The sequence below is a fragment of the Chryseobacterium sp. Mn2064 genome (assembly GCF_049319685.1).
Classification (GTDB): Bacteria; Bacteroidota; Bacteroidia; order Flavobacteriales; family Weeksellaceae; genus Chryseobacterium.
In genome coordinates this window covers 151,949-176,640 of the sequence record NZ_JBMOUE010000003.1, presented here as the reverse complement: position 1 = coordinate 176,640, position 24,692 = coordinate 151,949, and the positions used below count along the sequence as shown (strand labels likewise).

Annotated in this window: 29 protein-coding genes; 19 read left to right on the top strand and 10 right to left on the bottom strand. The window is 35.7% G+C overall.

From position 1 onward, the window contains the following. Positions 1-73: 73 nt before the first annotated feature. Both ACL9RH_RS13370 and ACL9RH_RS13365 read right to left on the bottom strand, forming a co-directional pair. A complete protein-coding gene (locus ACL9RH_RS13370; RefSeq protein ID WP_422693868.1) occupies positions 74-658 on the bottom strand; it encodes a DUF3109 family protein in 585 nt (194 codons plus the stop codon). A 6-nt stretch (positions 659-664) separates the two neighbouring features. After that, positions 665-1,570, bottom strand: coding sequence for a DUF6427 family protein (locus ACL9RH_RS13365; RefSeq protein WP_422693867.1), 906 nt, complete (start codon positions 1,568-1,570; stop codon positions 665-667). 42 nt (positions 1,571-1,612) lie between these two features. Between ACL9RH_RS13365 and ACL9RH_RS13360 the strand changes: the two genes are divergently transcribed. Then, positions 1,613-1,846, top strand: a complete 234-nt coding sequence (locus tag ACL9RH_RS13360) for a DUF6341 family protein (protein ID WP_422693866.1) — start codon at positions 1,613-1,615, stop codon at positions 1,844-1,846. A gap of 82 nt (positions 1,847-1,928) precedes the next feature. On the opposite strand, the gene ACL9RH_RS13355 is transcribed toward ACL9RH_RS13360, so the two are convergent. From ACL9RH_RS13355 to ACL9RH_RS13335, 5 genes are all read right to left on the bottom strand, one after another. After that, positions 1,929-2,366 (bottom strand): universal stress protein, encoded by a 438-nt coding sequence (locus ACL9RH_RS13355; RefSeq protein ID WP_422693865.1) that lies wholly within the window; start codon positions 2,364-2,366, stop codon positions 1,929-1,931. A gap of 59 nt (positions 2,367-2,425) precedes the next feature. Then, on the bottom strand, positions 2,426-3,031 hold the full coding sequence (locus ACL9RH_RS13350; RefSeq protein ID WP_422693864.1) for a fumarylacetoacetate hydrolase family protein: 606 nt from the start codon (positions 3,029-3,031) through the stop codon (positions 2,426-2,428). Between the two features lie 71 nt (positions 3,032-3,102). Then, the gene (locus ACL9RH_RS13345; RefSeq protein ID WP_422693863.1) at positions 3,103-3,507 is read right to left on the bottom strand and encodes a hypothetical protein; all 405 of its coding nucleotides are present in this window, start codon (positions 3,505-3,507) and stop codon (positions 3,103-3,105) included. A gap of 3 nt (positions 3,508-3,510) precedes the next feature. Further along, positions 3,511-4,275 carry an exonuclease domain-containing protein gene (locus ACL9RH_RS13340; protein WP_422693862.1) on the bottom strand — a complete coding sequence of 255 codons (765 nt, stop codon included), beginning with the start codon at positions 4,273-4,275 and terminating at the stop codon, positions 3,511-3,513. Between the two features lie 51 nt (positions 4,276-4,326). Beyond that, complete coding sequence (locus ACL9RH_RS13335) at positions 4,327-5,040, bottom strand: CDP-alcohol phosphatidyltransferase family protein (protein WP_422693861.1); 714 nt, start codon at positions 5,038-5,040, stop codon at positions 4,327-4,329. Between the two features lie 89 nt (positions 5,041-5,129). On the opposite strand from ACL9RH_RS13335, the gene ACL9RH_RS13330 reads away from it, so the two are divergent. From ACL9RH_RS13330 to ACL9RH_RS13280, 11 genes are all read left to right on the top strand, one after another. After that, positions 5,130-7,058, top strand: a complete 1,929-nt coding sequence (locus tag ACL9RH_RS13330; protein WP_422693860.1) for an LTA synthase family protein — start codon at positions 5,130-5,132, stop codon at positions 7,056-7,058. Between the two features lie 165 nt (positions 7,059-7,223). Continuing rightward, on the top strand, positions 7,224-7,640 hold the full coding sequence (locus ACL9RH_RS13325; protein ID WP_422693859.1) for a DUF2147 domain-containing protein: 417 nt from the start codon (positions 7,224-7,226) through the stop codon (positions 7,638-7,640). Positions 7,641-7,746: 106 nt separating this feature from the next. Beyond that, positions 7,747-8,244: an RNA polymerase sigma factor gene (locus tag ACL9RH_RS13320; protein WP_422693858.1), complete on the top strand. Its 498-nt coding sequence runs from the start codon at positions 7,747-7,749 to the stop codon at positions 8,242-8,244. 1 nt (position 8,245) lies between these two features. After that, positions 8,246-8,857, top strand: a complete 612-nt coding sequence (locus ACL9RH_RS13315) for a hypothetical protein (RefSeq protein ID WP_422693857.1) — start codon at positions 8,246-8,248, stop codon at positions 8,855-8,857. Between the two features lie 175 nt (positions 8,858-9,032). Beyond that, entirely contained in the window at positions 9,033-10,013 is a 981-nt protein-coding gene (locus ACL9RH_RS13310) for a pyruvate dehydrogenase complex E1 component subunit beta (RefSeq protein ID WP_422693856.1), read from the top strand. Positions 10,014-10,126: 113 nt separating this feature from the next. After that, positions 10,127-12,121: a KUP/HAK/KT family potassium transporter gene (locus ACL9RH_RS13305; protein ID WP_422693855.1), complete on the top strand. Its 1,995-nt coding sequence runs from the start codon at positions 10,127-10,129 to the stop codon at positions 12,119-12,121. Between the two features lie 67 nt (positions 12,122-12,188). Continuing rightward, positions 12,189-12,662 (top strand): Fur family transcriptional regulator, encoded by a 474-nt coding sequence (locus ACL9RH_RS13300; protein WP_027374694.1) that lies wholly within the window; start codon positions 12,189-12,191, stop codon positions 12,660-12,662. Positions 12,663-12,665: 3 nt separating this feature from the next. Then, on the top strand, positions 12,666-14,408 hold the full coding sequence (locus ACL9RH_RS13295) for an OstA-like protein (protein ID WP_422693854.1): 1,743 nt from the start codon (positions 12,666-12,668) through the stop codon (positions 14,406-14,408). Positions 14,409-14,505: 97 nt separating this feature from the next. Beyond that, positions 14,506-15,681, top strand: a complete 1,176-nt coding sequence (locus tag ACL9RH_RS13290; RefSeq protein WP_422693853.1) for an aspartate aminotransferase family protein — start codon at positions 14,506-14,508, stop codon at positions 15,679-15,681. A gap of 188 nt (positions 15,682-15,869) precedes the next feature. Further along, positions 15,870-16,256 carry an START-like domain-containing protein gene (locus ACL9RH_RS13285; protein WP_422693852.1) on the top strand — a complete coding sequence of 129 codons (387 nt, stop codon included), beginning with the start codon at positions 15,870-15,872 and terminating at the stop codon, positions 16,254-16,256. A 78-nt stretch (positions 16,257-16,334) separates the two neighbouring features. After that, entirely contained in the window at positions 16,335-17,150 is an 816-nt protein-coding gene (locus ACL9RH_RS13280) for an aminotransferase class IV (RefSeq protein WP_422693851.1), read from the top strand. A 94-nt stretch (positions 17,151-17,244) separates the two neighbouring features. Here the strand turns inward: ACL9RH_RS13280 and ACL9RH_RS13275 are convergent, their stop codons facing one another. Beyond that, entirely contained in the window at positions 17,245-17,826 is a 582-nt protein-coding gene (locus ACL9RH_RS13275) for an N-acetylmuramoyl-L-alanine amidase family protein (RefSeq protein WP_422693850.1), read from the bottom strand. Positions 17,827-17,927: 101 nt separating this feature from the next. Then, positions 17,928-18,476: a YqgE/AlgH family protein gene (locus tag ACL9RH_RS13270; protein ID WP_422693849.1), complete on the bottom strand. Its 549-nt coding sequence runs from the start codon at positions 18,474-18,476 to the stop codon at positions 17,928-17,930. A 24-nt stretch (positions 18,477-18,500) separates the two neighbouring features. Here ACL9RH_RS13270 and pdxH point away from each other — a divergent pair, with 24 nt between their 5' ends. Beyond that, positions 18,501-19,142, top strand: coding sequence for a pyridoxamine 5'-phosphate oxidase (gene pdxH, locus ACL9RH_RS13265; protein WP_422693848.1), 642 nt, complete (start codon positions 18,501-18,503; stop codon positions 19,140-19,142). Between the two features lie 214 nt (positions 19,143-19,356). Here pdxH and ACL9RH_RS13260 read toward each other — a convergent pair whose 3' ends face one another. Next, a complete protein-coding gene (locus tag ACL9RH_RS13260) occupies positions 19,357-19,647 on the bottom strand; it encodes an HU family DNA-binding protein (RefSeq protein ID WP_002976900.1) in 291 nt (96 codons plus the stop codon). Between the two features lie 399 nt (positions 19,648-20,046). Here ACL9RH_RS13260 and panD point away from each other — a divergent pair, with 399 nt between their 5' ends. From panD to ACL9RH_RS13230, 6 genes are all read left to right on the top strand, one after another. Next, on the top strand, positions 20,047-20,397 hold the full coding sequence (gene panD, locus ACL9RH_RS13255) for an aspartate 1-decarboxylase (RefSeq protein ID WP_029294648.1): 351 nt from the start codon (positions 20,047-20,049) through the stop codon (positions 20,395-20,397). A 3-nt stretch (positions 20,398-20,400) separates the two neighbouring features. Continuing rightward, positions 20,401-21,426, top strand: a complete 1,026-nt coding sequence (locus ACL9RH_RS13250; protein ID WP_422693847.1) for a lysylphosphatidylglycerol synthase transmembrane domain-containing protein — start codon at positions 20,401-20,403, stop codon at positions 21,424-21,426. 189 nt (positions 21,427-21,615) lie between these two features. Next, on the top strand, positions 21,616-22,191 hold the full coding sequence (locus ACL9RH_RS13245) for a TerD family protein (RefSeq protein ID WP_422693846.1): 576 nt from the start codon (positions 21,616-21,618) through the stop codon (positions 22,189-22,191). Positions 22,192-22,218: 27 nt separating this feature from the next. Continuing rightward, on the top strand, positions 22,219-22,899 hold the full coding sequence (locus tag ACL9RH_RS13240) for a TerD family protein (RefSeq protein ID WP_422693845.1): 681 nt from the start codon (positions 22,219-22,221) through the stop codon (positions 22,897-22,899). A gap of 87 nt (positions 22,900-22,986) precedes the next feature. Continuing rightward, positions 22,987-23,625 carry a vWA domain-containing protein gene (locus ACL9RH_RS13235; RefSeq protein ID WP_422693844.1) on the top strand — a complete coding sequence of 213 codons (639 nt, stop codon included), beginning with the start codon at positions 22,987-22,989 and terminating at the stop codon, positions 23,623-23,625. Between the two features lie 15 nt (positions 23,626-23,640). Then, positions 23,641-24,684, top strand: a complete 1,044-nt coding sequence (locus ACL9RH_RS13230) for a TerY-C metal binding domain-containing protein (RefSeq protein ID WP_422693843.1) — start codon at positions 23,641-23,643, stop codon at positions 24,682-24,684. Positions 24,685-24,692 lie beyond the last annotated feature (8 nt).

The following is a 24,692-nucleotide window of genomic DNA, read 5'->3' as shown; positions in this document are numbered from 1 at the left end:
TTTATTAATACAAAATAAAAACCGCAGATATATTTCTGCGGTTTTTGTTATTTAAGTTAACATTGGAGATGGATTAAGAACCATATTCTTTTTTCCATTCATCAGCGACTTCACTCAGAACATTATAGAATTCTTCTCCATACTTTCTTGTCAGCGGAGTTTTTAGGAATTTATAAACAGGAACCTGAAGCTCTTTTCCTAAAGCGCAGGCATCGCTGCATACATTCCATTCATGATAATTCAGAGCGGTGAATGCCGAATATTCTGTTACACGGATGGGGTAGAGGTGACAAGAAATAGGTTTCTGCCAGTCTACAGCACCATCTTCATAGGCTTTTTCAATACCACATTTGGTAATTCCTCTTTCATCGAATGTTACATAAGCACATTCACGGTCTTCTACCATTGGGGTAACGTACATTCCGTCTTGTGGATCAGTAGTCCATGTCCCTTGCTCTTCAAGGGCCTTGATGCCTTCCTGAGTAAGATAAGGTTTTACTTTATCAAAAATACTGTCTAATATTTCAAGCTCGCTTTTATCCAATGGAGCTCCTACATCTCCTTCCACACAACAAGCACCCTTACACTTGGTAAGGTTGCAAACAAATTCTTCGGAAAAAATATCCTCGGAAATCAATTTATCGTCTATCTGAATCATAATTTTTTAAAATAAATCAAAAACTGTACCTGCTTTAAAGGCCAGTAAACTAATAATAATAAGCCATAAGCTGGCCTCCTGCATCCAATATTTGGGTAAAAATCTCATCATTCTGCTCAGAATAATACTTGAAGGAAATGCCAGAAGCAGCAAATATTCATAAGTTTCATTCATATACAGAATAATGGTAACAAGCTGTGCTAAAGAAAAAACCAGCAGAAAAGTATATTTATATCTGCTTATAGGGCTTTTCTTATTATAATTGTTAAAATGATCGTATACGGCATAGATCAGCATCAGAACTACCGGGATCAGAGGAAGCAATTCCACATAATCCTTTACCGGCTTTATCTTTCCAAACGGGAAGTAATCTATATTCCACGAAGTGAACTGAACGAAGTACATGACAGAAAAATAACTGAATGTAATCAGAATCATTCCTAACAGAAATCTGAAAAGATTCAGTCCTATTTTGGCAGAAGTGGCAATCACGTGGATGATCACAAAAACAGCCATGGGCCATGTAGTAGGAAGGAAGATAAAGTTCAGCGCCACAATTGCCCCTACGAGGACATAAGATTTCTTTCGGATATCTTCATCGGCACTCGTCAGAAGAAGAATAAGAAAGGAATTGGTAAGCAGTGAAACAGCGATTCCTATGTCTAGATTTCCGGGGTATAAACCGAAAATAAAAAAAGTATATAAAAATAAAGGTAAGTGGGTCTGATAATTAAGAGCAATACTGTGAAAACAAAAATATCCCAAAGCAATTCCCAGGAAAGTAATTCCGGCAACAATAGCTTCATATGTATTGAAATTCAGTATGTTAAATATTATGACTACTAAAAGAAGAAAACCAATATAAACAGGAATTGAAAAAATATTGCTTTCTTTTGAAAGTAATTTAAACATTTTTTATAAATTTGTACAAAGTTAATTTAAAAAAGGAAAATAATGACGTCTTTCTTTCTATTCTTAAGTAAAGTTTTCAAATGGACTTTCGGTTTCTTTGATGCTTTCGGAAATGTGTTAAACTGGATACTATTTATCGTTTGCTGTGTAATGTTCACTTATTGGTGCTATGTACTGGTGGTTACACTAGGTGGCGATAAAGATAAAGACTATTATTCTCCAACGGAAGGTAAGAACCCTTACTACGACCCGAATATCTACAAAAAAGAAGGTTAATTAATTGGTTATATAGTAAAAAACCGATCAAATAATTTATTTGATCGGTTTTTTTATTACTAACGATTAAAATTTTCTTTGTTTATTCGTGGATGGGAAGTACCAGCACGGGAACTTTAGAGCTTTTTGTAATTCCTTTTGTAAGGCTTCCTACAAATACATCATAGATTCCGCTTCTGCCATGGGATCCCATAACGATGTAGTCTGCGTTTTTGTCTGCAGCATGCTCCAGAATAATATCTTTCGCAATACCTTGTTTCAGCAGATGCTCACAGTCTATATCATGAGCGATAATTCTTTGTTCAATTTTATTCAGCTGAACCAGCTCCTCTCTGATTTCGTTGGCCTCCACTTCCGGAAAATATTGAAATCCCATATCACCGATCGCAAAACCGATGTCTGATGGTGCTACATGGATCAGATAAATTCTTCCATTGAGCTGTTTGGCAAATTTTATAGCGCCTTCCACCAATTGGTCTGTCTTATCCCCAAAATCTACGGGCAATACAATATTGATCATAACCTTTAATTTTGTTACCTAAAGATAGGAAAAATTTGCCAGACTTAGATGTTAATTACTTATAATATTCGGATATCAAGGATTTTTTCCTCCTCAAGATACGCTTCAAGAATATCATTTTCATCCACCTTTCCAACCCCTTTTGGAGTTCCTGTGAAGATAAGGTCGCCTACTCTTAGAGTAAAGTACTGAGAAGCAAAGGCTATAATATCATCAAAATGGAAGAGCATATCTTTCGTATTGCCATCCTGCACCTTTACTTTGTTCTTTAATAATGAGAATGAAAGGTTATCTAGACTGTAGTTTTCTTTTTTAAAGAAGTTTCCAACCACTGCAGAACCATCAAAACCTTTGGCAAGTTCCCAAGGTAATCCTTTCGATTTTAGTTCACTCTGAAGATCTCTTGCCGTGAAGTCTATTCCAAGACTGAGCTCCTCATAATGTTTGTGTGCGGTCTCCTTTTGAATGTATTTTCCTCCTTTTGAAATCTTCAAAACGACTTCAAGCTCATAATGAACATCGTTTGAAAACTCAGGAATATAAAAATCATTTCCTTTTAAAACGGCCGTATCCGGTTTCATGAAAATAACAGGATTTTCAGGAACTTCATTTCCCAATTCTTTTGCGTGTTCGCTGTAATTTCTTCCGATGCAGATGATCTTCATAATTCCTATATTTTATTTGTCATACAACATTATGCGTAATGGTGCAGATTTTTTATTAGAGATTTAAATTCTTATTTTTCGTGGATAAATTCATTTCCACAATAATAGCATATAAATTTGTGACTGGTAAGAAATGAAATTCCAAAAAAACTGGTTGCCTTATCATCTCTGTAAATATGATTGGAGCCACATTTTGGACAAACAAAATCAAATTCAGGATCTTCAATAGTATGTTCTACCTCGAGAGAATACTGTTCATTTTCTTTATAATCCTGCAGCACCTGATGGGCTTTTTCCAGATCGTTATCAAAAACCTGAAGCTGAATGCCTCCTACTGCCTGTGAAAGCAACCAGTCTGATTGGATGAGCTGCTCATTCGCAATAAAACTGTTGATGCCGCTTTCGGCCAAGATTTGTTTATCCCTGTTGGCTTCCAGGGCAGTTTCATAAAACTTAAAACGAACCAGTTCAGACATATCTTAAAATTTACCTGTCAATTGAATTTTTGTAAATACTTTCTTCGTATACAAAGGGAAATCAGCATTTTGAAGCCATCCATAATAGCCCAAATCTTTTTGGAATACTGCTTTTACTCCCTGGCCTTTATACTTTCCAAAGTTGAAAACCTCTTCCATTTTATCATTATATCCGATAAATCCGGCAAGGTCAGCATTTTTATTATGGAAAGTGAACTCACTTAATGGCGCAATTTCGTTAGGAATATCATCATATTTTCCAACCTGTGCATCCAATACTTCAAAAGTAGCCATTACATCAGCTTCGGCAGAATGGGCATTTTCCAATGTTTTTCCACAGTAGAACTGATACGCAGCTCCTAAATTCCTAGGTTCTTTCTTATGGAAAATTGTCTGTGCATCCACCAATCTGAATTTATTCAAATCAAAATCCATTCCGACTCTTAGTAATTCCTCAGCTAAAAGAGGAACATCAAACCTGTTAGAGTTAAAACCTCCAAGGTCAGTTCCTGAGATCATTTCCATTACTTTAGGAGCAATGTCTCTGAAAGTAGGGGCATCTTTTACATCTTCATCATAGATTCCGTGGATTTCACTGCTTTCTCTGGGAATAGGCATTTCCGGGTTGACACGCCATGTTTTGCTTTCTCTGGAAGCATCAGGATTTACTTTTAAGATACAGATCTCTACAATTTTGTCTTTTCCGATGTTTGTTCCTGTTGTTTCCAGGTCAAAAATACAAAGAGGTTTATGGAGCTTTAAGTTCATGTTGATAATTAATAAATTGAAAATGTGTTAAATTTAAATTTGTTCCGACTTTTATTTCAGCTGCGCTTGAAAAATCAGGGATACCAATATATAGTAGATCACCAGCATTGGGATTCCTACGATCTGAAATATAGCGAGAATAGCAATACCGCCAACCAGCAGTACTACTTTAGGATAATTGTCTTTCAACTGTTTGGATTTGAATTTCATGGCCATCATTTTGATTGGGCTGATCAGAAGCCAGGATGTGATAATGGTCAATACAACAAGCAATAGTTCATTGTTGAATAAAAAACCGAAAGATCCGGTTTCTTTAAAGGCATAATATAATCCGAACAGAAGAACAGTATTGGTAGGGGTATTCAATCCTTTAAAATAATAACGCTGCTCTTCATCAAGATTGAAAATAGCAAGTCTTAAGCAGGAAAATACGGTGACCAGCAGTCCGAAATATTTGATTTCAAACGGAAGATGAAGCCCTAGAAGTTCAGTACCAAAAGGTTCAAGAGCTTTATATAGGGTCAATCCTGGAATCAGTCCAAAGCTTACCATATCAGCAAGAGAGTCCAGCTGAAGCCCCAGATTGGAGTTGGATTTTATAGCTCTGGCTACAAAGCCGTCAAAAAAGTCGAAGATTGAAGAGAGAATAAGGCAGATTGCCGTTGTTTGATAATCTCCTAAAATAAGGTGTATTGCACCCACACATCCTGCAAATAAATTAGCAAGGGTCAAGGCATTGGCCAGATTATTTTTTATAAAATCCATAACCACAAAATTACAGTTTTTAAAAATTCTAAGTGGAAATAATCTGTACTAAAAAATGGATTGAAACGATTTTGATGTAAATTTGTCTCATGAAGTTTTTAAAAGGATTTAGAAAACAGGAAGTTCTGGTAATGCTGTACAGAATTTTCTTAGCCTATGTTTTTTATCAGATTGCTAGGCTTTTATTCTGGTATTTTAATAAAGAATTGATCAAAGTTGATTCGGTTACAGACTATCTGAAGCTTGCTTATCACGGGACGGCTTTCGATACCACCGCAATTTTATACGTCAATTCGCTGTTTATTCTTCTCAGTCTTTTGCCTTTGGTGGTGAATACAAAGAATATCTATCAAAAAAATCTTTTCTGGATCTATTTTGTTACCAACGGATTAGCGTATGCCATGAACTTTGGTGATTTTATTTACTATAAATTTGCACAGGCAAGACTTACCTCTGCCGTATTCCAGGTAGCAGAGCATGAGTCTAATGTCTCTCAAACGCTGATGATTTCGGTGGGGCAGCATCCTTTTGTGTTGATTTGGTTTATAGTTTTAATGGCAGCATGGGTTTTCCTCTACAAAAAAGTCAGAATAGAAGAAGCAAAGCCGGTAAAACTGATTCCTTATTTTATTTATTCCATTCTTACATTATGTATAACGACGGTATTGGTAGTTGGAGGAATTCGTGGAGACTTTAAGCACAGCACAAGGCCTATCAATATGGTAGATGCGACTCGTTTTGTTACCAATCCTCTTCAGGGAAATATTGTTCTCAACAGCACATTCTCCTTTTTCCGTACCTTAAATACCAATAACTTTAAGGAAGTTCATTTTGTAGATGAAAAATATATTGAAGAAAATGTACATCCTTATAAAGTATACGATCGAAAAGTAGAAAACCGTCCCAATATTGTTATTTTTATTGTAGAATCTTTTGGAAGAGAATATTCCGGAGCTTTCAATAAAGATAAAAACATTAAAGACTATGTTTCCTATACTCCGTTTATGGACAGTCTTGCAACACAGAGTTTAATTTTCCCTAATACTTTTGCGAACGGAAGACAGTCTATTCATGGAATGAGTAGTGTATTGGCTGGAATTCCAAGTCTTACCGATGCTTTTACGGGATCTCCGTATTCCAACCAGAAAATTCAGTCTCTTGTTTCTATATGTAATGATCTTGGATATGATACTTCTTTTTACCACGGAGCACCAAATGGCTCTATGGGATTTCTGGGATTTGGAAATATCTTAGGGTTTAAACATTATTTCGGTAAGACCGAATACAACCATGATGAAGATTTTGATGGAATGTGGGCGATCTGGGATGAGCCTTTTCTTCAGTATTTTGCTAAAAATGTAGGAAAGAAACAACCTTTTATGACTACAGTATTTACAGCTTCATCTCATCACCCTTTTAAAATTCCTGAAAAATATAACGGGAAATTTAAAAAAGGAAAAATAGAAATGCATGAGCCTATTCAATATACAGATTACGCAATCAAAAAGTATTTCGAAACCGCTAAGAAACAACCTTGGTACAACAATACAATCTTTGTATTCACAGGGGATCATACCAATCAGGTATATTATCCTGAATATGAAAGAGCAATGAACAGATATGCCGTTCCACTGGTCTTTTACTCTCCCAACCCTGCCTATCAGCTTAAAGGGGGAAATCCTGAAATCGCTCAGCAGGCAGATATTTATCCTACACTGGCAGATTTGATCGGATATAATAAACCTATCAGAAGCTGGGGAAGAAGTTTGGTAAGCGATAAAAAATATCCTTTCATTGTTGTGAATTCAGACGGAAGTACAGAACAGTTTATGATTGGAAATTACATTTACCGTTTTGATGGAAAAGAAATCATTGGTGTATATAATCAATCAGATCTTAGTCTTGAAAAAAATCTGATCAACGAATTGAAAAATCCTGAAGTAGAACAGGGGAAAAAGACAGCAAAAGCTTGGTATCAGGATTATATGGATAGAGTAATCAACCGAAAACTGAATTAAAGGCGAAAAGGGTAAGCGAATCAATTGACATTTGTTCCCCAGCAATCACTACTTTTATTCTCTTTATGCTTTGTATAATAAAAGTTTTTGTTTGTTGAAAATTAATTTATATTTTTATCAATACGGAGATAAGAATATTGTATTAAAATTAAAACTATAAGAAATATGAAAAAATTATTGTTAACATTCGCGCTTTCTCTGTTCAGCGTACTGACGTTTGCACAGATCGAAGGAAAGTGGAGAACGATAGATGATGAAACGGGAAAACCGAAATCTATTGTAGAAATTTTCAAAAAAGCTGACGGAAAGTATTACGGGAAAGTTGTTCAGTTGCTGATCACTCCGGAAAACCCTAACTGCGTTGACTGTAAAGATGACAGAAAAAACAAACCTATTTTAGGAATGGAAGTTATCAGAGGTCTTTCAAAAGACGGAGATGAGTTCAACGGAGGTACTATTACCAATCCGAAAAACGGTAAAACCTACAAGTGTTTTATCATCAGAAAAGGAGATAAGCTGACGGTGAAAGGATACATTGGTATATCTTTGATCGGAAAAACCCAAACTTGGGAAAAAGTGTAACTTAAGCTAAGTTTAAATAGAATTTTAAGACGGCATTTCAGAAATGAAATGTCGTTTTTTTTTTGAAAATGATGTAACGAAAAAAAAATCTCCCCACTTATATAATATGAGCACAGAACAGGAGAAAACATTTGTGAATTTTTTTAAGCCCAATCAAAGGCTTATTCACAAAATATGTAAAATATATACCAACAATGCTGAAGATCATGAAGACCTTTTTCAGGAGATCACGATTCAGCTTTGGAAATCTTTTCCGGGATTTAAAGGAGATTCCAAATTTTCTACCTGGATGTATCGCGTAGCATTGAATACGGCTATTACATTATTCAGAAATCCCAGAAGAAAAATGATGCAGGAAGCCGAAGTTGATATGTCTTCCCTTTCCATAGAATATGAGGCGTATGAAGATGATGAACATAAACTTAAAAAGATGTACCAAGCCATCTATGAACTGTCTGATATAGAAAAAGCGCTCATTATGATGTATCTGGAAGATAAACCTTACCGAGAAATAGGGGAGATTCTGGGAATCACAGAAGGAAATGCAAGAGTGAAGATGAACAGAGCAAAAAATAATTTAAAAGGCAAAATAAGCACAAAATAATATGGAAGAATTAGAATTATTGAAAAAAGACTGGAATAAGGAATCTGATGATTTCAAAGAATATTCCGAAAAAGAAATTTATACCATGATAAAACATAAATCGGTTTCCATCACAAAAATTTTATTGCTGATCGGACTTGTTGAAGTCATTTTATGGACTTTATACGGATATCTGAACAAAGAGTTTCCTTACATCAGAACGGGAATGTTTTTAGTTTTTACAGGAATCATTATCACCTTATTCCGTAGAATAAAAACCGGGCAGGAGAGTATTCATCTTATGAAAAATATTCTTAATCTGAGAACGCTTATCTTAGGATATGCAGTCGTTTCTTTAATTTTGGTGGTGGCAGACGGTATCATCCATTTTGATCATAATACCAGAGATTTTATGGCTGGATTTAATGATGGATGGAATACAAAACATCATATGAATGCAGAACTTACCGATCCTGATAAACTCCATCCTGTCATAGGAAATTATATCACCTTTGGAGTTTTTCTCGTAACAGGAATGTTCCTTCTGTATCTGATCTATAAAAAGACCTACGGAAAAATTTTACAGGATCTCAGGAAAAATTATAAAGAGTTGAATAGACAGGAAAAAAACTAATTATTTAATAAAAATTGTTTCTGGTGGTTATTTTCGGCTTCAGGCTTTCTCTTTCACAAAATCTTTCTGTTTGAATTATTATTAATATTGAAGCTTCTCCTTCAAATGAAACGCCTTTTTATGATGTGTATCATAAAAAAACACTACTTTTGTAGTCTAAATTTTTCAAGAAAATATGGCAGAATATACTTTTCGTGAGGTAATTGCACAGGCAATGAGCGAGGAAATGCGTAAAGACGAATCCATCTACCTGATGGGGGAGGAAGTTGCAGAATATAATGGTGCATATAAAGCTTCAAAAGGAATGCTGGATGAATTTGGTCCAAAAAGAATAATCGATACACCGATTGCAGAACTTGGATTTACAGGGATTTCTGTAGGAGCAGCAATGAATGGTAACAGACCAATCGTAGAATTTATGACATTCAATTTCTCATTAGTAGGAATTGACCAGATTATCAATAACGCAGCCAAAATCCGTCAGATGAGTGGTGGGCAGTGGAACTGTCCTATCGTTTTCCGTGGTCCTACTGCTTCTGCAGGACAATTGGGAGCTACTCACTCTCAGGCGTTTGAAGGATGGTTTGCAAACTGTCCTGGGCTTAAAGTGGTTGTACCTTCAAACCCTTATGACGCAAAAGGATTATTAAAAACAGCAATTCAGGATAACGATCCGGTAATCTTCATGGAATCTGAGCAGATGTATGGAGACAAAATGGAAATTCCTGAAGAAGAATACTACTTACCAATAGGAAAAGCAGATATCAAGAGAGAAGGTACAGACGTTACTTTGGTTTCTTTCGGAAAAATCATGAAATTGGCTATTCAGGCAGCTGAAGATATGGCTAAAGAAGGAATTTCTGTAGAAGTTATCGACCTTAGAACAGTTCGTCCTCTTGATTTTGATACCATTTTAGCATCTGTAAAGAAAACAAACAGATTGGTTATTTTAGAAGAAGCTTGGCCATTTGGTTCTGTATCTTCAGAAATTACTTATATGGTACAGCAGAAAGCATTTGATTATTTAGATGCTCCAATCAAGAGAATTACTACTCCTGATGCACCTGCACCTTACTCTGCAGCATTGTTTGCAGAATGGTTCCCTAAACTTGAAAAAGTGAAAGAGGAAATCAAAAAAGCGATGTACGTAAAATAATTATAGAGAAAAACTTCCGAAAGGAAGTTTTTTCATTTATTATATTCATGAAGAATAATTCATGAGGTCATAAAATTAGTATAAATTTGCGCCTTTAAAATAAATAATCTGTTATGGCAGAAGTTACAGAAGATGGTTATCATTTTGACATAAAGAAACTTTCTTTTATTGGAGTTTTAGTGTCTTTGGGAATTGTTTTTGGGGACATTGGTACCTCACCGCTTTACGTAATGAAGGCAATCGTGAATGCAAGATCTCAAGGCAGTAATATGCCTTTCAACGAGTACATCGAAGGGGCACTTTCCTGTATTATTTGGACCCTCACTCTTCAAACCACAATCAAATATGTGATCATTGCTTTAAGAGCAGACAACAAAGGAGAAGGAGGAATTTTAGCACTCTTTTCACTCGTTAGAAATCTTAAAAAAGGATGGTTGTATCTCATCGCCATTATAGGAGCAGCTGCATTGATCGCAGACGGAGTGATTACTCCATCCCTTACAGTAATGTCAGCTATTGAAGGTCTTGAAATTTATAACCCTCATACCCCTGTTGTCCCTATTACCATTGGAATTCTGATAGCCATTTTTGTGGTGCAGCAGTTCGGAACCAGCTTTATTGGTAAGTTTTTCGGACCTGTAATGGTGGTTTGGTTCCTTGTATTGGGAGGTTTGGGAGTAATGCATTTGAGTGAGAATTTTGAGATCCTACGATCTTTCAACCCTTATTATGCATATAAACTTATTGCAAATTCTCCAAGTGCGATTGTTATTTTGGGAGCTGTTTTTCTTTGTACAACAGGAGCCGAAGCTTTGTATTCCGATTTAGGACATTGCGGAGCCAAAAACATACGAGTAAGCTGGGGATTTGTTAAGGTAATGCTTATCTTAAATTATCTTGGACAGGGAGCGTGGCTTCTGACTAATTATAGCAAACCTGGTTTCTCCGTAGTAAACCCTTTCTTTGGAATTATGGAAGAATGGATGATCATTCCAGGGGTAATCTTAGCGACGGCAGCAGCAATTATTGCGAGTCAGGCATTGATTACGGGTTCTTTTACCATCTTCTCTGAAGCTATGTCTCTTAATCTTTGGCCTAATCAAAAAATTGATTATCCTTCCGGAGTTAAAGGACAGATGTATATTCCGAGAATCAACTGGGGGCTTTTAATTCTTTGTATTATTGTAGTGCTACATTTCAGAGAGTCTGGAAAAATGGAAGCAGCTTATGGTCTTTCCATTACAGTCACCATGTTGATGACCACCGTATTATTGGTTTTCTGGCTGTTAAAACACAGAGTAAGCAAAGTACTGATCCTGTTTTTCGCAATGGTATATATGGCTATTGAATTAGGTTTCTTCAGTGCCAATATTATTAAATTCATGGAAGGTGGTTGGATTACTGTCGTATTGGCAGGTTCTATCGGGGTTTCTATGTATGCTTGGTATAACGGGCGATTGATCAAGACACGATTTATCCAGTTTGTGAAAATTGAAAAATATGTTTCTATTCTTAAAGATATGAAGCTGGATGAAACCATTCCAAAATACGCAACCAATCTTGCTTATTTGAGCAGAGCCAAAAGAAATGATGAAGTAGAATCCAAAATTATCTATTCCATCATCAAAAAACAGCCGAAAAGAGCAGATCATTACTTTATATTAAGTATTGTAAACCAGGAAGATCCATATACTTTCAAATATACAGTAGACGAAATTCTTCCGGGAACCGTTTATAAAATCAATTTCCTTTTAGGTTTCAAGGTAGACCGAAGAATTAATGATTATTTCAACATGGTATTGAAGGACTTAATGGCTGATGGTACCATTCCTTCAAGAAGCAGTCATCCTTCTTTAAGATCTCACGAGATACCTCCGGATTTGAAATATGTGATCATAGATAACACCTATATCAACGATATCCTTTTAACTGTTAAACAGAAGATTATCCTTAATATTTACAACTTTGTGAAGTATATCGGAAGTGATGACTTTAAGGCTTGGGGAGTATCTTCTCACAATGTTGAAGTAGAATCTGCACCGATCACCGAACTTACTGTATACGATAATAAAATAGAGCAGTCAGGGTACTTCCGTCACAACTCTTAAGTTACAGACTGCTTAAGCATACTGTCTATTTAAATAAAAATCAATAAATTTGTAGATAATTTTTTTAATGGATACAGTACAAAAAGAAAAAAATATAGCTTTGATCAAGGACGTGTTGAGAAACTACTTATTAGAAAAAGGTTTCAGAAACACCCCTGAAAGATATACAATATTAGAAGAAATTTATAATATGGATCATCACTTTAATGTAGATGATCTGTATCTTCTGATGATGCAGAAAAAGTATCATGTTTCTAAAGCGACTATTTACAACACTATTGAAATTTTCCTCGATGCAGGTTTGATCCGTAAGCATCAGTTCGGAGAAAAAACATTGACCTCTTCATCTTACGAAAAGTCTTATTTTGACAAACAACATGACCACCTGGTGATCTACAAAAAAGACTCTGACAAAGAAATTGAAGAAATTATTGAATTCTGCGACCCAAGAATCCAAGGAATCAAAGAAGCCATTGAAGAAGCATTTGGCGTAAAAATTGATTCTCATTCGCTATATTTCTATGGCACTAAGAATGACTAATTAATGAGAAAAATCCTTTTTCTGTTTATCCTTATCTCTGCGTTGAGTTTTGCGCAGGATAAACCTCCTGTGAAGAGAGATCCTTATTTAAAGCCTGCTTCACCCGTAAAAACCCAGCAACAGCTGAAACCTGAAGACAAAATAAAAATTGTCCATGCGGATAAAATTATCCAAGATCAGTCAAAATATGATGGTAATCAGTATTTTACAGGTAATGTGCAGATTGAGCACCAAGGATCTATTCTTACGGCCGATGAAGTGGTTCTTTATAATGAAGAAAACTTTGTAAAAGCAATAGGGAATACCAGACTTCAAAACGCCGACGGATCTGTTATTACCGCAGGAGAAATGGAATATGATGCCAATACCCAGAAAGGTGTGGCGAGGAAGAACGTTGTTCTTACCGATCCAAAACAAACCATAAAAACAGATATCCTTTACTACGACAGACTTGCAAGTCAGGCATACTTTAATACAGGAGGAACCATTTCTGATGGCCAAAACGTAACATATGCTAAAGTAGGAACTTACTTTCTTAATACAAGAGTGGTAGATCTTACAGGAAATGTAAAGATAGATACTCCACAGTATATTATAGAAGGCCCCAATATTAAGCAGAATCAGAATACAAAAATTGTAGATTTTTCGGGCCCTTCAACCATTACCAACCGATCTAATCCTAAAAATAGGGTTTACACCGAAAAAGGAACCTATAAAATGGAATCCAAGGAGGCTTATCTAACAAAAAATCCTAAGATTTTCTATAATGATAAGATCCTGACAGGAGACGATATGTATTACAACCAGTTGACAGGTTTCGGAAAAGCAACGGGAAATGTAACCCTTGATGATCCTAAAGAAAGAAGATATATAAAAGGCGGCTATGGAGAGATTTTTGAGAAAAAAGACTCTTCGATGATGACCAAAAATCCATACGCTGTCAAAATAATGGAAAAGGATTCTGTGTATTTTGCAGCAGAAAAAATTATCTCCTACCAAAGACCAGATTCATTAGATATCAAAGTAAAGAAAAGCTATTTAAGAGCTTATAAAAAAGCCCGTATTTACAAATCCAATGCACAGGGAAGAGCAGATTCTATTGCGTTTAACGAAACGGATGGAGTAATGCATATGTATACTAAACCCATCCTTTGGAGTGGAGAAAAACAGGTGACAGGAGATAAAATAGAAGCTTACTTTAATACCAAAAGTGAAAATATAGACTCTCTGAAAGTAATCGGTAACGCCTTTGCGATAAGTAAAGTAGATTCTTTAAACCTGAAAGATGAATTCAACCAGGTAAAAGGGAAATTTATGACGGTGTACTATGAAAAGAATGATATTAAAGAAGCCAGAGTAGTTGGAAATGCCCAATCCATAGTATATGTAGATGATACCGATCAGGAAACCAAAAAACCGGAAAGAATAGGAATCACACTTTCTGCCTGCGGAATTATAGGTGCATTATTCGAAGAAAGAGCTTTACAGATTATTTCATGTAGTATTGGTGCTACTTCTGACACTTATCCGATGAGCAAGATAGAACCTGTGAGAAGAAAATTCCTGGATTTCAATTGGAACACCAAAGACCGTATCAGGAAATGGCAGGATATTCTGGTAGATACTCCGAATTATGAGGAAGTTAAATATTCTGCAGATAATGAGCTGTTTGATAAAGCTCAAAAAGCAATAGATGACGAAAGAGCAAAAGAAGAGGCTAAAAAACCAAAAAGAACAAGAAAATAATATAAAAGACCAGTGAAGACTGGTCTTTTTTTGTGGATTAATTTTAGCGTTTAATGAATCTTTTATAGCTTTGCTGAAATTTTTGGAGACAATGGAAATGCATAAAGATTTTTTTATATATCAGGCTCAAACCACCAAATTTGCGGCTGGTTTTGAAGTTGAAAAAGCAGAAGGTAGCTACATTTACGGAAAAGACGGAAAGAAATATCTGGACTTCGTTGCAGGAGTTTCTGCCAATACTTTGGGACATTCACATCCAAAGATTGTAAATGCGATCAAGGAGCAGACGGACAAATACCTTCACGTAATGGTATATGGAGAATATGCACAGGAAAAACCTGTAGCATTATGTAAACTGCTTGCAGAAGCTACCCCCGAACCTTTGGAAGTTACTTATCTTGTCAACAGTGGAGCAGAAGCCATTGACGGAAGCTTAAAATTGGCTAAAAGATATACAGGAAGAGAAGAAATTGTTTCCTTTAAAAACTCTTATCACGGAAATACCCATGGAGCGTTAAGTGTTTCCGGAAACGAAAGCCATAAAAGAGAATTTCGTCCCCTTTTACCGATGGTTTCTTTCATCGAATTCAACAATGAAAAGGATTTTGATAAGATCACGGAAAAAACAGCCTGTGTCATCCTGGAAACCATTCAGGGAGCAGCGGGATTCCTTGTGCCGGATCATGACTATCTGATCAAACTGAAAAAAAGGTGCGAAGAAGTAGGTGCTCTTTTAATTTTAGACGAAATCCAGCCAGGATTCGGAAGAACAGGAAAATTGTTCTCATTCGAACATTTTGGTATCGTTCCAGACATCTTAGTGATGGGAAAAGGAATGGGTGGTGGAGTACCGGTAGGAGCCTTTATGAGTTCTGTAGAAATTATGGAAAGCCTTTCACATTCTCCTAAACTTGGTCATATTACCACTTTTGGAGGAAATCCGCTTATTGCAGCAGCCAGCCATGCTACCTTAAAAGAAGTTTTGGAAAGCGGTTTAATGAACGAAGTTGAAGAAAAAGAAAAACTCTTCAGAGAACTGTTGGTTCATCCTAAAATTAAAAATATAAACGGTAAAGGATTAATGCTTGCCGTGAATCTGGGAACACCAGAATATACGTTAGACGTTGCTAAAAAATGTATGGAAAAAGGACTTATCGTTTTCTGGCAGTTGTACAGAAATGAGTACCTGAGAATCTCACCTCCTCTTACATTATCCTTAGACGAAATAAGAGAAGGATGCCAGATAATCCTTGATGTTCTTAACGAAAATTAAATACAGAATCTCTCCAAAACGGAGAGGTTTTTTTATGTTTTGCATGGCTTTTCTAAACATTCAGAGACCCTTAAATATAGATTTCGATCCGGTGATAAATATCATACAGATCTCTTAAAAAAGTAATTGTTTTTTTGCGTAATAAAAAAATTAATTTATATATTGCGGGACGATAAAACAAAGATTATATGGCGAAACATAAAGTCCATTACGAATTTCCAATGCACTGTTTATCAGAGATTTTATACGAATATCTGGCTACTGCAGAGGGGTTGTCTGAATGGTTTGCGGATGAGGTAACAGAGAAAGGCGATGATTTCTTTTTTAGCTGGGGTGGAGGTCCTGCTGAAAAGGCCACTTTGATCAGATATAAGCCTGAAGGTTTCGTACGTTTTAGATGGGAAGAAGATGAGGGAACTAAGAATTTCTTTGAGATGACAATCACAATTGATGATATTACTGAAGATTTAGCCCTGAATATTACAGATTTCTGTGAAGACGGAGACGAAGACGAAAACGCGATGTATTGGGAAAATCTTATTGAAAATCTCAGAATAAAATTAGGTGCTGCATAATGCCGTACTGTATTAAATGATAAAACTGATGAACGATTTATCGTTCATTATTTTTTTATAAATAAATCACATCAAAAATTGGAAAATCAATATTTTACATCAAACGATTTAAGTGTAAAGAATAGAGCCTTTCTTTTTGGAGACTCAGTGAAGGTTTCTTTCTTTGTAAGAAACGGTGGATTGATCATGGATGAAGAATGCTATTTCTTCCTGATGGCTTCCATGAGAAAGATGAGAATGAACATTCCTCTTACCTACACATTGGAGTTTTTCCAGTCATTATTCCAGCAGGATATTATCGATGGCAAAGGAGTGAAGAATGGGATTATCAATTTCCAGGTATTTAGAAATAACGATGGAATAACATTATCGAAGTCTTCTGTCTCTTACTTTTATGAAGTGACGGAAATGGATGATGTGCTGGCGGTTCATCAAAGACCGCAGGAGCTTGATCTTATTAAAGAAATCAACGTTAATAGTAATCTGCTGAGCAATATTAGAGTACACTGCCCGGAAAATATTTACGGAGCCATTTATGCACAGGAAAATGATCTTGATGATGTGATTCTCTTAAATCCTAATAAAAGAATAGCACGTACTACCAGCGGAAATCTTCTTTTTCTGGAAGGTAATGTGATCAAAGTACCAAAACAGACCGAAGGAGCTTATATTTCGCCTTTTATGGAGAATTTTGTAACCTTCTTGCACAAAAATAATCTTGCCGATATTCAGGAGCATGAAATTATTGCTTTTGAATCTCAGAAAGCAGAAGAAATTTTGATGATTTCTGAAGAGAAGGGAATCTTCTCAATTGGGAAAATAAGAAATAAAACTTTTGAAAACAGCCGCTTCCTGGAATTGGTGGAAAGTTGGAAAAACAGTTTTCATCAATAAAGATTTATTTGACAAACCCGGTAAACAACAAAGTTCCAGAAGTCCTTTACCGGGTTTTATTCTGAATAAATCAGAAATTGTTTCTTTACTCTATTTAGTACTCATTGATGACATCAATGAATTTTTGTGCAATTTCTTTTTGCCCCTTTTCACTGGTAAGCAATTCTCTGTCTTTTGTATTATTAAGATATCCCATTTCTACTAAAACAGCCGGAGCCTTAGATTCTCTTAAAATATGAAGATTACGTTCTTCAACTTTACTGGTGTTGAACTTTTGTGCAATTTTTTCTGCCAGTTTTTTTGAAACCTCCGAATTTTGAATATAAATTTCAGTTCCATTGTTGCTGGTTTCTTTTTGAGGAGATCCGTTAACGTGAAGTGAAATAACCATCTCAGGGTTTAATTTATTGATCTGCTCTGTTCTTTCAGAAAGACTTGGATAGCTGTCTGTTTCCCTTGTTAATACAATTTCATACTTATCCTGACTTTTATTAAGTTTTTGTATCTCTTTAGCAATACTCAGGGAAATATCTTTTTCTTTAATATTATCAATAACCATCCCTTTATCATTTCCGCCATGGCCGGCATCTATGATAATATATTTTTTACTAATGGGTGTAAATGATAAAAATGCAGTGGAAAAAATAGAAAGTGTAAAAAGTCTAATAGCTTTCATATCAGTAGTTTTTGGTTTTCCAAAGAACGTAAAAACTTTTTTTAAAATTGGTTAATGAAATCTTAAAGTTTGTTAATTGTGTCTTTGTCTACTGATATTTTCTAATTCAGGGAAATATCCTCAGGAGAATTGGCCCAAAGAAGAAACTCACCACCTAAGTTCTGCATGATAGATTTCCATAGCGTCTGATCATTGGGAAGCGTATAATCTAAATTATAAACATCTACCACCGTCCATAGCTTTCTCTGAACCTCAGTGTCAAGCTGGTTAGGCGACCATCCCGAATATCCCGAAAAGATCTTAATATTATGAATATCCAGTTCATTACCCAACACCGCACTGATGATTCGCTCAATGTCTTCTGTAAGGTAGTATTCATCAGTGATTTCTGTATATACTTCCGTAACTTTTGGCCCTTTTACAATAAAAAATACCTTGTCATTTTCTACAGGTCCTCCATCATACACTTCAATTTTAAAATCGAAAAAATCATTGAACTTACTGGTCATCTGGCTGTTCTTTTTATTCAGGATTAAACCAAATGCACCACTTTCATTATGTTCAATTACCAATACTACCGATCGGGAAAAAATATCGCCGGAAATGTCAGGGGTCGAGATTAATATTTTACCTTTGTATGAGTGATTCATACTCAAATTTAATAAAAAATATTTATGGAAAACCTGCACGACAAAAGAAAAGTGTACGAGAAATCCCAACTTATTGAAAGTGAGATAAAACAAAATCCAATCGAACAATTCAGAGACTGGTTTTTGGAAGCAAGTGAGAGCCCGATGATCTCAGAATCTAATGCTATGGCGGTTTCTACGGTAGAAGAAGATGGATGCCCGCGTACGAGGATGGTATTGTTGAAGGCATATACTCATGAAGGATTTATTTTTTATACCAACTATGACAGCAAGAAGGGAAAAGCGATAGAACGCAGTCACAAAGCCTGTCTGCACTTTTTCTGGCCCAATCTTGAAAGACAAATCATCATCAAAGCAGATCTGGAAAAAGTGGCAGAAAATTTAAGTGACGGATATTTTCATTCAAGACCGAAAGGAAGTCAGCTTGGAGCTGCTGTTTCTCCGCAAAGCCAGGAAATACCCAACAGAGAGTTTCTGGAAGAAAAATTAAAAGAACTGGAAAAGGAATACGAAAATAGTGAGATCCCAAGACCTGAAAATTGGGGAGGATATCTTGCTAAACCCTATGAAATAGAATTCTGGCAGGGCAGACCGAATCGTCTTCATGACAGAATCATCTATCAGCTTGATGAACTCGACTGGAAGATTTCAAGATTAGCACCTTAATTTTTAAATCATTTTCAGCAATACATATTCATGTGAATGTAAAAAATCAAAATAAGCGGGTTTTAGCCCGTTTTATTTTTTTATATATCCAAATGCTCAATTGAATAATGATATTATCGTTAATGGGTCTTAAATTTCCTCTGTAATTAAAATAATATCATAAAAAAAGGCTGTTTCTTAGAAACAGCCTTTGAATTTTTTGTAATCTGAATGATTATTTTTTCTTAGCACCAGAAACTGCATTAGATAAATCAGCTCCAGCCTTAAATTTAGCAACTTTTTTAGCCGCAATTTTGATTGGTTTTTTAGTTGCAGGGTTGATACCTTGTCTAGCCGCTCTCTCAGCTACTGAGAAAGTACCGAAACCTACTAAAGAAACTTTTCCGTCTTTTTTCTTTAAAGTAGTAGTTACATTACCAATGAAAGACTCTAAAGCAGCCTTTGCTGCAACTTTAGTAATACCTGCATCTTTTGCGATTGCGTCGATTAATTCAGACTTGTTCATAATTTTTAATATTAAAGTTAGTTCGTAATTATAGCAAATATAATACTATTTTCTAATTGTGCAATTTTTTTATTAAAACTTATACAATTTTTTTATTTTTCACTGAAAATAGTTAAAATATGATAATTCGTGTTTTCACGAAAAACCTACGTTACAGGTTACTAAAATCATGCCAAATGCTTATGTTTATTGACTTTAGCAAAAAGTTAATATTATTTCCTGTATTTATTAAATCCTAAATTGAGTATGAACAATTAATATTTTTGAGCATATGATTACTGATTTTATAAGCAAATTTCAAAATCCTTGTGTTTTATAAAATTAAACCCCTGTGTTTGTGGGAGTTTTAAAATGATACTAAAGGCCTGTTTTATTAATTTTTATTAATAAATTTGCATCATGTTAATAGAAGTTTTCAAGTCTAAGATCCATAGGGTAAGAGTAACAGCCTCTGACCTTAATTATATAGGGAGTATAACGATCGATGAAGATCTTATTGAAGCTGCCGGTTTGGTAGTAGGAGAGAGAGTCTATATCGTGAATGTAAATAACGGAGAACGTTTCGATACCTACGTTATTAAAGGAAAAAGGAAATCGGGAGAAGTATGCCTGAACGGTCCTGCAGCAAGAAAGGTGCAAAGGGATGATATCATTATCATTATTGCCTATGCTCAGATGACACCAGAAGAAGCAAAAGACTTCCAGCCGAAAATAGTTTTCCCGGATGAAAAAACAAATCTTCTTACCTAATACATGGAGAAAACGTCAAAAAGTCCATTAAAATCAATTCTTACAATAGTAATATCGCTTGCTTTTGCAGGCTTTTTTTTATGGCTTGCTTTAAGAGATCTGGATTTTAAAGTGATTAAGAAGTCTCTGGCAAAAGCAAATTATCTTTGGGTGCTGTTTGCATCCGTATTTGGTCTTTTGGCCTACTGGTTCAGGGCGATTCGTTGGAATCTGATGTTAGAACCCATGGGGCACAGGATTTCAAATTCCAATGCACTTTGGTCCCTATCATTTGGATATCTGATGAACCTTACTATCCCAAGAAGTGGAGAAGTAGCAAGAGCGACAGCTTTATATGGAGTAGAAAAAGTACCTGTGGACAAATCTTTTGGAACCATTATTTTGGAAAGGGTTGTAGATCTGGTTTGTATGTTTGGATTTCTTGGATTGACATTCTTGTTTAAATATGAAGCAATTCTATCTTTTTTTAAAAATTCAGGAATAAATATTCCTACTAAAATGCTGATATTACTTTTGATAGTGGTGATAGGGAGTATTTTCTTTTTTGTTTTTAGAAAAAAGCTTGTGGATGTTCCGTTTTTAGGGAAAATTGTTAATTTCATTGATGGAATTTTTGAAGGATTAACCTCCATCTTTAAATTAAAAGAAAAAGGAAAATTCATTCTTTATACATTGGGAATCTGGATTTGCTACTATTTTGCCGCATATCTGGTGTGTTTTGCACTTCCTGAAACCTCAAATTTTACTTTTGCAGACGGGTTTTTCATTATTGTAGTGGGAACATTGGGAATGATTATTCCGGCCAGCGGAGGAATCGGAGCGTATAACCTTGCGATGAAGTATGGTTTTATGGCTCTTTTCATTTCAATAGGAAAAAGCGCAGATTTTGGAGGCGAAATGGGACTTACCTATTCCTTCATTTCTTTACCGCTGCAAATTGTTATTATGTTGGTAATGGGACTGATTTCTATTCCAATGCTGGCAAGAGCAAGAAATGCTGCTGTTTCAGAGAAAAGTTTTGAAGATTAATATAATCTATTTTTATACAATTTTTATACAATACAAGGTTCAATTTTTATATTGAGCCTTTTTTTATGTTGTTTTGTGACTTAAATGTCCTTATTTGAGCAGTTTGAATCATTTTTTCATGAATAAATTTGGTCAGTTCGTAAATCACTTCTATCTTAATGGAAAAAATAATTCATAATATAAAACACTATGGCAATTAATCTACAGAAAGGTCAGAAAATCGAGATAGGATTAACAAAAATGACGATTGGGCTAGGCTGGGATCCTAATGAAGGAACCGGTTACGATTTTGACCTGGATGCTTCTGCAATCATGATTGATTCTGACAGAAAATTAGTAAGCGAAGAATATTTTGTTTTTTATAATAACCTTCATTCGCCGGATGGTGCGCTTACTCATACGGGAGATGATCCCAACGGTAAAAACAGTGACGGTGATGATGATGAAGCCATTATTATCGATCTTGAAAAAGTAGATTCAAGAGTTGAAGAAATCCTGTTTGTGGTTACTATAGAAGATTTTGAAAGAAGAAGACAGAACTTTGGCCAGGTAAGAAACTCATATATCAGAGTAGTAGATAATAATTCCCATCAGGAAATTGCCAAATATGAGCTGGATGAAGACTTCTCCATTGAAACGGGAGTTGAGTTCGGAAGACTTTACAAAAGAAACGGAAGCTGGAAATTTGAAGCTTCGGGAATAGGATACAGAGCAGACCTGGGTTTCTTCCTTGAAAAATATTATAAAGGGCAAATCATTAAATAAAAACATCAAATACACAAAACAATAACTATGGCAATTAATTTACAGAAAGGGCAAACGATCGATTTAAGAAAGAATGACCGTGGAGAAAGTGTTTATGATCTTTCCCAAGTAACTATTGGTTTAGGATGGGACGTAAGAAAGCAGGGCGGAGGAGGCTTCTTTGGAAAATTATTCAGTAAAGAAGCAGAATATGATCTTGATGCAATTGCCTTTCTTTTAGACGGAAACGGAAAAGTTGCTAATCTTGGAAAAACTGTACAGACAAATGATGGAAGACAAATGGGACTTTACCAGGGAGATGTGGTTTTTTTCAATTCTATGCAGCATCCAAGTGGAAAAGTGTGGTTGACAGGAGATAACAGAACCGGTGCAGGTGACGGTGATGATGAGCAGATCATTGTTAAGCTGGATCAGCTGGATCAGAGCTATCAGAAAATTGTATTTGTTGTTACGATTTATCAGGGAAGAACCAATAATCAACATTTCGGAATGATAGAAAATGCGTTTATCCGTGCGGTAGATGCAAAAGGAAAAGAAATTACCAAATACAGCCTTTCTGGTGATGCGAGCATGAATGGAATGTGTGCAATGGTTTTTGCAGAAGCATACCGCCACAACGGAGACTGGAAATTCCGCGCAGTAGGAGAGCCACATCATACCGATAACTTTATTGATATTCTGAGACAGCAGTACTCCTATTCCAACTAAGTTTTACATTTTTATTGAACATCATATAAGCCGGCTTGGATGTCTTCGACTTCCTCCGCCGGGTTCAGAATTAATATTTGTCTTATCATGGCCAGAAGATTATTAGCCTATTTTTTATTAGATACTTCCGGTTCTATGAACGGGGAACCTATTCAGGCTCTCAATAACGGTTTTAACGGTTTGATCAGTATGTTGCGTACAGATCCGCAGGCAATGGACAGTCTGCATTTAAGCGTTATCACTTTCGATAGAGAAGTTAGAAATATCATTCCGTTGATTGATCTGGCAAGTTTTTACCCTATGGAAATTACTTGTCCGGACAGCGGTCCTACTCATACAGGGGCAGCGTTGGAAATGGTTGCAGATCTGGTTCAGAAAGAACTTGTAAAAGAATCTTCTGATTCCAAAGGAGACTGGCAACCGTTACTGTTTATATTTACGGACGGAAAACCTTCAGACATCCAAAAATACAGACAGATGATCCCGGTGATCAGAGGTCTTGAATTTGGAGCAATTGTAGGCTGTGCTGCAGGACCTAAAGCTGATGAACAGTTCCTGAAAGAACTTACAGATCACGTGGTGAAGTTAGATACTACCGATGCGATTACGCTTTCTTCATTTTTCAGGTGGGTAAGCTCTTCCATTACACAAGGAGGGCATTCTCAGAATACAGGAGAAAACATAACCCTTCCACCACCACCATCAGAGCTTAATATTATCATTTAAAACGTCTTTACAGCTATGAGAAGACTGCCGATTTATTTTTTAGTAGATGTCTCCGAATCTATGGTAGGAGAGCCTATAGAACAGGTACAGGAAGGTATTGCCAATATCATCCGGGAATTGAAAAAAGATCCCTATTCTTTAGAAACCGTTTATATTTCTGTGATTGGTTTTGCGGGAGAAGCTGAAGTGATAACACCGCTTCAGGATATTATCAGTTTTTATCCTCCGAAAATCCCGATAGGAAGCGGAACTTCACTTTCTCAGGGATTGATAAAGGTGATGGATTGTATAGACCGGGATATTGTGAAAACCACTTATGAAAGAAAGGGAGACTGGAAACCTATAGTTTTTCTTTTTACAGACGGAGTTCCCACCGATGATGCAACCAAAGCAATCGAAAGATGGAATAATAAATATACAGGTAAAGCCAATACCATTGCTGTATCCATAGGAGAAAATACAAATTATAAACTTCTGGGCTCTTTGGCGGATAATGTTTTATTGTTTAATAATTCGGATGAAAATTCATACAAGGAATTCTTCAAATGGGTTACAGATTCTATTAAAACAACCAGCCAGAGTGTTACTGAAGCCAAAAAAGAAGGAATCAACCTTTCAAAAATTGATGCTCAGATCCTTGAAAAAGTAGATCCGGAAATGGAACAGAAATTCCCCGATAATAATTTTGTAGTATTAAACGGAAAATGTTCAGAAACACAAAAGCTGTATCTGATGAAGTTTAAAAAGACATTTGCAGCCTCAAGCATTCCCGGAATGTCTACCCGATATTACAGATTGGATGGAGCTTATAAAATAGATGAAAAAGCATATTTCAGACTTTCTTCTTCTCAAAAGAATTCCTTGAAAATTTCAATAGAAGAACTTCAGGGAGCAACTTCATGTCCTCATTGTGCCAATCCGATTGCATTGGCAACCTGCTCTTGTGGCGGAATTCATTGCCTGAGTGGCGAAGGATACAACAAATGCCCTTGGTGCGGAACTTCGGATTATTATGAATTTTCCAGCGAAGGATTTGATATCAACAGAACTTTAGGATAAAAAAAGAA

Excerpts from the sequence above, each read along its gene's own strand:
- ACL9RH_RS13370 (WP_422693868.1), bottom strand. The coding sequence starts at position 658 with ATGATTCAGATAGACGATAAATTGATTTCCGAGGATATTTTTTCCGAA.
- ACL9RH_RS13365 (WP_422693867.1), bottom strand. The coding sequence starts at position 1,570 with ATGTTTAAATTACTTTCAAAAGAAAGCAATATTTTTTCAATTCCTGTT.
- ACL9RH_RS13360 (WP_422693866.1), top strand. The coding sequence starts at position 1,613 with ATGACGTCTTTCTTTCTATTCTTAAGTAAAGTTTTCAAATGGACTTTC.
- ACL9RH_RS13355 (WP_422693865.1), bottom strand. The coding sequence starts at position 2,366 with ATGATCAATATTGTATTGCCCGTAGATTTTGGGGATAAGACAGACCAA.
- ACL9RH_RS13350 (WP_422693864.1), bottom strand. The coding sequence starts at position 3,031 with ATGAAGATCATCTGCATCGGAAGAAATTACAGCGAACACGCAAAAGAA.
- ACL9RH_RS13345 (WP_422693863.1), bottom strand. The coding sequence starts at position 3,507 with ATGTCTGAACTGGTTCGTTTTAAGTTTTATGAAACTGCCCTGGAAGCC.
- ACL9RH_RS13340 (WP_422693862.1), bottom strand. The coding sequence starts at position 4,275 with ATGAACTTAAAGCTCCATAAACCTCTTTGTATTTTTGACCTGGAAACA.
- ACL9RH_RS13335 (WP_422693861.1), bottom strand. The coding sequence starts at position 5,040 with ATGGATTTTATAAAAAATAATCTGGCCAATGCCTTGACCCTTGCTAAT.
- ACL9RH_RS13330 (WP_422693860.1), top strand. The coding sequence starts at position 5,130 with ATGAAGTTTTTAAAAGGATTTAGAAAACAGGAAGTTCTGGTAATGCTG.
- ACL9RH_RS13325 (WP_422693859.1), top strand. The coding sequence starts at position 7,224 with ATGAAAAAATTATTGTTAACATTCGCGCTTTCTCTGTTCAGCGTACTG.
- ACL9RH_RS13320 (WP_422693858.1), top strand. The coding sequence starts at position 7,747 with ATGAGCACAGAACAGGAGAAAACATTTGTGAATTTTTTTAAGCCCAAT.
- ACL9RH_RS13315 (WP_422693857.1), top strand. The coding sequence starts at position 8,246 with ATGGAAGAATTAGAATTATTGAAAAAAGACTGGAATAAGGAATCTGAT.
- ACL9RH_RS13310 (WP_422693856.1), top strand. The coding sequence starts at position 9,033 with ATGGCAGAATATACTTTTCGTGAGGTAATTGCACAGGCAATGAGCGAG.
- ACL9RH_RS13305 (WP_422693855.1), top strand. The coding sequence starts at position 10,127 with ATGGCAGAAGTTACAGAAGATGGTTATCATTTTGACATAAAGAAACTT.
- ACL9RH_RS13300 (WP_027374694.1), top strand. The coding sequence starts at position 12,189 with ATGGATACAGTACAAAAAGAAAAAAATATAGCTTTGATCAAGGACGTG.
- ACL9RH_RS13295 (WP_422693854.1), top strand. The coding sequence starts at position 12,666 with ATGAGAAAAATCCTTTTTCTGTTTATCCTTATCTCTGCGTTGAGTTTT.
- ACL9RH_RS13290 (WP_422693853.1), top strand. The coding sequence starts at position 14,506 with ATGCATAAAGATTTTTTTATATATCAGGCTCAAACCACCAAATTTGCG.
- ACL9RH_RS13285 (WP_422693852.1), top strand. The coding sequence starts at position 15,870 with ATGGCGAAACATAAAGTCCATTACGAATTTCCAATGCACTGTTTATCA.
- ACL9RH_RS13275 (WP_422693850.1), bottom strand. The coding sequence starts at position 17,826 with ATGAAAGCTATTAGACTTTTTACACTTTCTATTTTTTCCACTGCATTT.
- ACL9RH_RS13270 (WP_422693849.1), bottom strand. The coding sequence starts at position 18,476 with ATGAATCACTCATACAAAGGTAAAATATTAATCTCGACCCCTGACATT.
- pdxH (WP_422693848.1), top strand. The coding sequence starts at position 18,501 with ATGGAAAACCTGCACGACAAAAGAAAAGTGTACGAGAAATCCCAACTT.
- ACL9RH_RS13260 (WP_002976900.1), bottom strand. The coding sequence starts at position 19,647 with ATGAACAAGTCTGAATTAATCGACGCAATCGCAAAAGATGCAGGTATT.
- panD (WP_029294648.1), top strand. The coding sequence starts at position 20,047 with ATGTTAATAGAAGTTTTCAAGTCTAAGATCCATAGGGTAAGAGTAACA.
- ACL9RH_RS13250 (WP_422693847.1), top strand. The coding sequence starts at position 20,401 with ATGGAGAAAACGTCAAAAAGTCCATTAAAATCAATTCTTACAATAGTA.
- ACL9RH_RS13245 (WP_422693846.1), top strand. The coding sequence starts at position 21,616 with ATGGCAATTAATCTACAGAAAGGTCAGAAAATCGAGATAGGATTAACA.
- ACL9RH_RS13240 (WP_422693845.1), top strand. The coding sequence starts at position 22,219 with ATGGCAATTAATTTACAGAAAGGGCAAACGATCGATTTAAGAAAGAAT.
- ACL9RH_RS13235 (WP_422693844.1), top strand. The coding sequence starts at position 22,987 with ATGGCCAGAAGATTATTAGCCTATTTTTTATTAGATACTTCCGGTTCT.
- ACL9RH_RS13230 (WP_422693843.1), top strand. The coding sequence starts at position 23,641 with ATGAGAAGACTGCCGATTTATTTTTTAGTAGATGTCTCCGAATCTATG.